We start from the raw sequence: 8,397 nt of genomic DNA on the forward strand, positions 1-8,397 counted from the left end.
GATTTAGGTGATTAGCGAGTGAGAAAAGTTGATGACATAATATTCCATATTGCATTAACTTTCTTGAATAGGTTTGTGATATTTTATTGTAAATAGTTCTATTCGTAATATGATTCAAAGGAGGTAAGAGCAATGTTGAGCCGGAATATCAGTTAGTAAAGCTCGGACCTTATTGGGGCGAGTCCAGTTTGATCATCGATACAGAGATCATGGATGAAGAAGGGAATATTCTGGGCAAAGGCGAGGTCGGAGAAATCGTTCATCGGGGTCCGTCGGTCATAGTGGAATACTGGAAAAATGAACAGGAAACGAATCAAACCAGAGCTTTTGGGGAATATTGTGCATTTGGGGGAGCGGGATTGCTCGCTGCAACGACGCCATCAGAAATTACTGGAAGAAGCACCTTCCAGTGTAATCTCACCGGAATTGAGAGCGAAGATGGGATTAACGGCGGTTCAAGCAGCCAAGTCAGTGAATTATTCGAGCGTTGGAACGGTAGAATTTTTGCTGGATAAGGATCATAATTTCTACTTTATGGAGATGAACACCAGAATCCAGGTAGAGCACCCGGTTACAGAAATGGTCACTGGAATTGATATCGTGAAAGAACAAATTCGTTCGGCCGCGGGAGAACCCGGCAGATGGCTATCGGAAAAATGGAAAAGGCCTTAAGGAAGTTTAGAATCGAAGGCGTCTTAACAACTATTTCCTTTCATTTGAAAGTGCTCAGCAATCCCTTTTACCTCAGGGGTGAAGTTTCTACAGATTATATTGAACGATGCATTCTGAATTGACACCAAAATAACGCCCCTGGATGGGGGCGTCATTTTATTTAACCTCTTCCGTGGTCATGGCCGTGATTAACACAACGAGATTACTATTTATTACTACCAGCCTGCGAGTAGGTGATTAAATCAGTTTCTTTATTCAGCCTCCTTTGAAATTTATCATTGTAAAAAGCAAAAAAAGAAGGGATAAAGGCATTTGAAGAGGAACAATTGTATGAGGGAATAATAATCCTTCATGCACAAAGGAGAGTTTGGAAATGGAAGTAGTCCTACGAAAATATCAGGATACCGATATACCTTCAATGGTGAAAATTTGGAATCATGTCGTTCAAGAAGCCAATGCATTTCCCCAAATAGAACAACTTAGTGAAGAGGGGGCCAAAATTCTTTTTGACTCTCAAACCTTTACTGGAGTAGCAACAGTGGAGAATCAAGTTTTGGGGGTGTACATTTTACACCCCAACAACATAGGAAGATGCGGACATATTGCTAATGCCTCTTATGCTGTTAGTGAAAATTATCGAGGATATCATATTGGAGAAAAGCTGGTGCGTCACTCCATGAAAGTGGCGCGAGAATCCGGTTTCTTGCTATTGCAATTTAATGCGGTGGTCAGTACTAATGCCGGAGCAATTCATCTTTATGAGCAAATGGGATTTCATAGATTAGGAGTCATCCCGAAGGGTTATTTGCTTGGCAACGGAAACTATGAGAACATTATCGTTTACTATATTGAATTGTAGTATCATTCCATATGGAAAACTTAAAAAGGAGACTAACATGATTTTCAGACAGGCGCTGCCTCAAGAGATAAATTTTATATTCAGTGAGGGTTATAAGGAGTGGAGCAAAAACAGGACATTTGAACAATATTGTATCGATAATGCCAAGGAAGATGTGTATGGTACAAGGTATGTCATAGATGATAATAACGAAATTGTAAGCTCTCTGATAATATTAAAGCTTAAGGATATTGTTGGAAAAAGAGCATATGGCATAGGGTCTGTATTAACACCAAAAATTCACGCCGGCAAAGGTTATGCGACGGAATTGTTAAAAAACTGCATACTAAAAGAAAAAGAAGATTCCTTTATTTTTTTGTTTTCAGATATAAATCCTGAATTCTATAAAAGATTTAACTTTAAAATATTGCCTTTAAAATTTCAAAGATACGAAAAAAGCGTCTGCATGGTTTATTGCAATGATGTTAGCTGGAATGAACTCTTAAATTGTTCGATAGACTCAATTCCCAACTATTTTTGAACCTGCCCGCAGGTGCTGGTTTAATGTTGCCTGTATACGCAATATCAGAGATGTATGTGCGCTTTTGTTATTTGCGGGCTGAATCATCCCTGGCGATACCACAACAAAGCACGGCACCGGGGGGCATATCAGAATAGTTATCCCCTATAAGCGAAAGGAAAGATATCCGTCTGAATTTGGTGTGTCCAGAACAAATTGATTGGTATCATATATTTCCGTTTCACTATATGCATCGCTGTGAGGAACAGAGTCCTTCAAGTTTAACCTTTGGCTCAGGAACAAATCAGGCCGCCTCGTTTTATGAGGCGGCCTGAACTCTGTGATAGTCAGGGACAAGTTTCATCTTTTTGTCTGGAAGATTATGCTATAATACTTGCAACAGGTTGTCGAGGGACGGTTAGCCACACCCTTCAGAAAGGGAGTGGTAGGATGATCTTAATGGTTGAGGCGATGTATCTCATGATTGCATTTGCATCACTCGTTGTTATGATCATAAAGAAGAAATAACCGCCCCTAGCAAGGACTGCGGTTATTTCTTATAACTCCAATTCGGGCTAACCCTCGATTAGACAATCTGCCGGGCTGGCGTGATTGCAACACGTCAGTCCTTTTTCTATATTATACCCATAGATTGTAAAATATTCAACCAGCTCACCTATGGAAAGGCTGAAGGAAGATAAAAAAGATTCAGGCATATCTTTTTGGCCTGCCTCTCTTAGGTTCTCTTTAAGTCCTTATCCTGAGTGTATTTTTTGCCACCAAATAGGTTTATACTTGATCTGAATCGACTTAAAAACTGAAAAAAATATTGTTATTGAATAAGGAAGGGGCGAAATATATGAAAGAATTTTGGGGAAAACTCCAATATAATTCACCGGTAACCCTGACATTTACGTTTGTTTCCCTAGTTATATTGTTGTTAGGCTATATAACAGACGGACTAACTACAAATTTGCTTTTTGGTGTCTATCGATCATCTTGGACCGATCCTTTGACTTACTTCAGATTGTTTGGTCATGTGCTTGGCCATGCGGATTGGAGCCATTACTCCAGCAATATGGTATTATTTCTGGTGTTAGGTCCCATACTTGAAGAAAAATATAAATCGCAATCTTTTTTAATAATGATTGCGATCACTGCGGTGGTGTCTGGATTATTTCATGTTATTTTATTTTCGAGTACTGTATTACTAGGTGCAAGTGGTATTGTATTTATGATGATAGTCTTATCATCAGTTGCAGGCATGAAGGATGGGAAAATCCCACTCACCCTCATATTGGTTATAATTATTTATCTTGGGGGCGAGATATTAAGTGTTGGATCGAAAGATGGAATAGCTCATATATCTCATATTCTAGGAGGAATCTGCGGTGCCGCTTTTGGTCTTCCACGCAGACGTAGATTAATAAACTTTTAATTCTAGCTCAGAACGAATTTCAAAAGTTTGTTCATTGTTCAGGCCATCAAGCATGCTCAGCATGAAGTGTTAACGAGGAGATCGATAGAATGTGTAGGTTGATTGTGTTATAATATGGAAAAACATCAATCTTTGTTGATGAGGGGTGTTTATGAGTGAGCCTAAATGAACCTCAAGTCATTACAATCGCTGAATATAATAAACTCAAGGAAAATTCCGAGAGTAGATAAGAATACATTGATGGGATTGTGTATATGACTCAACCTCCTTCGACGAAGCATCAGCGGATTTCCAGTAGATTACATGCAAAATTATTTAATTTCCTTGAAGGAAAGGAATGCGAAGTTTTCCCGGCACCCTTTGACATTGAGCTTAGGACAGCTGATGATGACCAAAGGGATCAAACTGAAAAAATCAAGGTGGTCATTCCGGATTTATCAGTTATCTGTGATAAGACGAAACTTGGCGAAAATAAATATGTTGGTTCACCTGAAATTATCTTTGAAATTATATCTCCTGCAAATCAAGCGCATGATCTCGTTAAGAAACTTAACTTATATATGCAATATGGGGTTAAAGAATATTGGATTGTTAATCCTCTTTTAAATACTGTACAAATCTATGGTTTAAATGAGGAAGGGCAGTATCACCAGGTAGAGGTATTGAAGGAAACAGGGATAGCCCATTCAGAGATTTTGAAGGGATTTAGTATTAATCTTGAAGAGTTATTTAAATGATCTGTAAGCTAATTTCGGTTGTGGATCGATTTGAAAAATTCAATGGGCATTCAAGCTATGTCAAAGCAAGGTTTTAAGAATCTTGAGGACAGGTTGGATGCTTTTTTTATGTGCTTAGGTCGCCTACTGGCCTACAATAAACTTATTCTCGATAAAATCCCTCAGATCATCGGAACAAAGCGGACAACAAGCTGTCATTGAAAAGTTGGGCGAAGAACTTCAAGAATATCTCATTCTAAAAAGACCGTCTCTGAAAAATTTCCTTTTCAGAGGCAGGTCATTGATGATAAGATTAGATAAGACAAGATTTAAAACCAAGTCGGTCTATTTTTTACTAATCGGAAAGTATAACTTTAATGTATACTCTCTGGAATGCTAATTCGTGCGAAGACATGTCTTGCTGGAAGGTTAACACGTGCGAAGACAGTGTCTTTGAGGAAGGCTTATCACGTGCGAAGACAGTGTCTTTTTGGAAAGCCTAGTACGTGCGAAGACAGTGTCTTCGTGTGTGTGTGTGTGTCTAAACCGGAAAAATTTTTAGGAGAGACTGACGAAGTACATGAAAAAAATAAGTGAAATTTTTAGCGATTATGAAGCAGAGGGTAACCTTAATACTGCTATTGTACAAGCAGTGGTCTTAACTAAAAGTACGAAAACCCTGGAGATGGAAATCAGCTCTGATAAACATATTGAACTCAGTGAGATTGAATCACTAAATCAGTTTATAAGGGAACGATTAGCCTTAAACGATTCGTTCATCACCGTCGTTTACACTGAGGGAACCCATAGAAAGCCCTTAGAAGAGGTGCTGGAAAGTATTTTGTCATCGTTGGCCGACAAACATCCGGTCTTAAAAGGGGCACTCAAAACTTGTGACTATGAAATAGCTCAAAATCATTCGATTAAGTTTACGTTTAAAATGGCAGTATCCTACTTATTAAAAGCGAGGGGTTACGATAAAAAGATTCAAGAGGACATAAAAAATCTCTGCGACGCCACCTATCAAATCAATTTTGTGGATAATGTAAGCAGTGAAGAATTAAAAAGGCTGCAAGAAGATACACAAGAAAAGGAAACTATGCTTCTTCAAAGGGAAGTGGCCACACCAAGCCAATATACCTCTGAATTCCCTAAGGAAGCTGGGCCAATAAAGCCGGAAATTAAAGGAGAAAAGGACGGAAAAAAAGGCGATCCTTCCTTGATCTTAGGCAGAAACGCGACTATCAAGGACAAGGTCATTAAAATTACGGACATCACACCGGATGAGGGCAGGATAGCTATCCAGGGTGAACTATCCAATATCGAAGCCAAGGAATTAAGAAGCGGCAAAACCTTAATTTCCTTTGATTTATATGACGGCACGAGTTCCATGACCTGTAAGGCCTTCATTAAGCCCGGTGAAGATGGTGAGATAGTACCCAGGCTTAAAAAGGCTAAGGGTGTCAAGCTGGCTGGAAATGCCGGCTTTAGCCAGTTTTCCGGGGAAATCGAGCTTATTGCCAATACCATTGTAGAAACAGCAGGCATGAGGAAGGCTCAACGTCTGGATAGGGCAGAGGAGAAGCGGGTCGAGCTGCACATGCATACCCAGATGAGTCAGATGGATGCCATGACCAGTGCCACGGATCTAATTAAAAGAGCGATGAGCTGGGGTATGAAATCCATTGCCATTACGGATCATGGCGTAGTGCAGTCTTTTCCTGAGGCCCATAAGCTCTTAGGACGGGAAAATCCGGACATGAAGGTTATCTATGGAGTGGAAGCCTATTTGGCTCCGGATAAAAAGTCCTCGGTAACTAACGCCAAGGGCCAGAGTATTGATACTACCTATTGCGTGTTGGACTTGGAGACTACCGGCTTTTCAGCTGTAACGGAAAAAATCACAGAAATAGGAATTATGAAACTAAAAGATGGAAAGGTCATCGACGAATTCAGCTGCTTTGTTAATCCGAAAAAGCCCATTCCAGCTAGGGTTGTAGAGGTTACCAACATCACCGATGATATGGTAAAAGATGCCGAAACCATAGACCAGGTCTTTCCTAAACTGCTGGAATTTATAGAGGGAAGCGTGTTGGTGGCCCATAATGCTGAATTTGATTTGGGTTTCTTAAAGCATAATGCCCGGGTTTTAGGCTGTGACTTTGATTACACCTATTTGGATACCTTGTCCTTGGCCAAGGAGCTCTTTCCGGATTACAAGACCTATAAATTAGGAAGAATCGCTAAGAACCTGGGCTTCAAGGTGGAGGTAGCTCACAGGGCCTTAGATGATGTGGATACCACGGTTAAAGTTTTTAAGGTTATGCTGGAAAAACTAAAACAACGGGGAGCGGAAACCCTTGAGGATATCGATCTCTATGGCTCCGATGCAGACGCTAAGAGCGTGGAGTATAAGAAACTTAAAACCTATCATGCCATTATCTTAGCCAAGGACTATGTGGGATTAAAGAATTTATATAAGCTGGTTTCCTATTCCCACTTAGATTATTTTTATAAAAAACCGCGGATCTTAAAAAGCCTTTATAAAAAATACTCTGAAGGCTTAATCATAGGCAGTGCCTGCAGTGAAGGCGAGCTTTACCAGGCCATCTTGCTTGGAAAATCCAATGAGGAAATTGAGGCCATTGCTAAGGACTACGATTATCTGGAAATTCAGCCTCTCGGGAACAATGATTATTTGGTCAGAACAGAGCAGGTGCCAGACAAAGACTATTTAATGGAAATTAACCGCAAAATTGTGGCTCTGGGTAAAAAATTAAACAAGCCTGTGGTCGCCACCGGGGATGTTCACTTCCTGGATCCGGAAGATGAGATTTACAGGCGAATCCTGGAAGCGGGTCAAGGCTTTAAGGATGCGGATAATCAGGCCCCCTTATATTTGAAAACAACCGAGGAGATGCTGGAGGAATTTTCCTATTTAGGAGCGACAAAAGCCTATGAGGTGGTGGTGACCAACACCAATTTGGTGGCCGATATGTGCCAGCAGATCAGTCCTATTTCGGCGGAGAAGTGCCCGCCGCATATTGAAGGCTGCGAGCAGACCATTAAAGATATTACCTATGAGAAGGCCTATGCCCTCTATGGAGACCCTTTGCCGGAAATTGTTCAGCAAAGGCTGGACAGAGAGCTGGATTCCATCATCAAAAATGGCTTCTCTGTCATGTATATCATCGCTCAAAAGCTGGTCTGGAAATCCAATGAGGATGGCTATCTGGTGGGTTCTCGAGGATCGGTAGGTTCCTCGGTGGTGGCTTATATGACCGGGATTACGGAAGTCAATGCCCTGCAGGCCCATTACCGGTGTTCCAGCTGCCGGTATTCGGATTTCTCCGATTATGGGGTTAAAATCGGCTTTGACTTGCCGGATAAGGTGTGTCCGGTTTGCGGAGAAAAGTTGGCCAAGGATGGCATCGATATCCCCTTCGAGACCTTCTTAGGCTTCAATGGGGATAAAGAGCCGGATATTGACTTGAATTTCTCAGGAGAATATCAGGCCAAGGCCCATAAATATACAGAGGTCATCTTTGGTAAGGGTACAACCTTTAAGGCCGGAACCATCGGTACGATTGCCGAAAAAACAGCCTTCGGCTACGTGAAAAAGTATTATGAGGAAAAAAGCCGTACCGTAAACAAGGCAGAAACGCTGAGAGTCTCCAAAGGCTGCACCGGGATCAAAAGAACCTCAGGGCAGCACCCGGGAGGAATCATTGTCGTGCCGAAGGGACGAGAAATCTTTGAATTTTGCCCCGTGCAACATCCTGCCGATGACTCCAATTCGGATATTATAACCACCCATTTTGATTATCACTCCATTGATTCCAACCTCTTAAAGCTGGACATCCTGGGTCATGACGACCCGACGGTCATCCGAATGCTTCAGGATATCACCGGCGTGGACCCGCTAACCATACCCATGGATGATCAGGAGACCATGTCCATCTTCTCCTCCACCGAAGCCTTAGAGGTAACCCCGGAGCAGATCAATTCTAAGGTCGGAACCTTTGGAATTCCTGAGTTTGGCACGAAGTTCGTCAGAGGAATGCTTTTAGATACCAGGCCCAAAGCCTTCACGGATCTAATCTGTATATCCGGACTTTCCCATGGTACGGATGTCTGGCTGGGAAATGCCAAGGACTTAATCGATGCGGGAACCGTGACCCTCAGTGAAGCGGTGTGTACTCGGGATGATATT

7 protein-coding genes and 1 pseudogene are annotated in these 8,397 nt (G+C 41.5%); all 8 read left to right on the forward strand.

Translation table 11 applies throughout. The features are described 5' to 3' along the window. Nucleotides 1–330: 330 nt before the first annotated feature. Nucleotides 331–633: pseudogene (locus tag BUB11_RS29135) on the forward strand (ATP-binding protein); the annotation flags it as partial. A 23-nt stretch (nt 634–656) separates the two neighbouring features. After that, complete coding sequence (locus BUB11_RS29140; protein ID WP_242947665.1) at nt 657–794, forward strand: hypothetical protein; 138 nt, start codon at nt 657–659, stop codon at nt 792–794. Between the two features lie 251 nt (nt 795–1,045). Then, entirely contained in the window at nt 1,046–1,531 is a 486-nt protein-coding gene (locus BUB11_RS22155) for a GNAT family N-acetyltransferase (RefSeq protein WP_073032333.1), read from the forward strand. Nucleotides 1,532–1,568: 37 nt separating this feature from the next. Further along, nucleotides 1,569–2,051: a GNAT family N-acetyltransferase gene (locus tag BUB11_RS22160; protein ID WP_073032335.1), complete on the forward strand. Its 483-nt coding sequence runs from the start codon at nt 1,569–1,571 to the stop codon at nt 2,049–2,051. Nucleotides 2,052–2,351: 300 nt separating this feature from the next. Continuing rightward, a complete protein-coding gene (locus BUB11_RS22165; protein ID WP_143187692.1) occupies nt 2,352–2,558 on the forward strand; it encodes a hypothetical protein in 207 nt (68 codons plus the stop codon). A 331-nt stretch (nt 2,559–2,889) separates the two neighbouring features. Further along, nucleotides 2,890–3,468, forward strand: coding sequence for a rhomboid family intramembrane serine protease (locus BUB11_RS22170; RefSeq protein WP_073032339.1), 579 nt, complete (start codon nt 2,890–2,892; stop codon nt 3,466–3,468). A gap of 236 nt (nt 3,469–3,704) precedes the next feature. Next, a complete protein-coding gene (locus tag BUB11_RS22175; protein WP_345788597.1) occupies nt 3,705–4,205 on the forward strand; it encodes a Uma2 family endonuclease in 501 nt (166 codons plus the stop codon). A gap of 559 nt (nt 4,206–4,764) precedes the next feature. After that, a partial coding sequence (polC, locus tag BUB11_RS22185; protein WP_073032343.1) for a DNA polymerase III subunit alpha occupies nt 4,765–8,397 on the forward strand: 3,633 nt, incomplete at its 3' end.

It is taken from the genome of Desulfosporosinus lacus DSM 15449 (assembly GCF_900129935.1).
In the GTDB taxonomy this organism is placed as follows: domain Bacteria; phylum Bacillota; class Desulfitobacteriia; order Desulfitobacteriales; family Desulfitobacteriaceae; genus Desulfosporosinus; species Desulfosporosinus lacus.

What these genes read in the sequence shown, in the direction of transcription:
- BUB11_RS29140 (WP_242947665.1), top strand. Translation starts at nt 657, where the DNA reads ATGGAAAAGGCCTTAAGGAAGTTTAGAATCGAAGGCGTCTTAACAACT.
- BUB11_RS22155 (WP_073032333.1), top strand. Translation starts at nt 1,046, where the DNA reads ATGGAAGTAGTCCTACGAAAATATCAGGATACCGATATACCTTCAATG.
- BUB11_RS22160 (WP_073032335.1), top strand. Translation starts at nt 1,569, where the DNA reads ATGATTTTCAGACAGGCGCTGCCTCAAGAGATAAATTTTATATTCAGT.
- BUB11_RS22165 (WP_143187692.1), top strand. Translation starts at nt 2,352, where the DNA reads ATGAGGCGGCCTGAACTCTGTGATAGTCAGGGACAAGTTTCATCTTTT.
- BUB11_RS22170 (WP_073032339.1), top strand. Translation starts at nt 2,890, where the DNA reads ATGAAAGAATTTTGGGGAAAACTCCAATATAATTCACCGGTAACCCTG.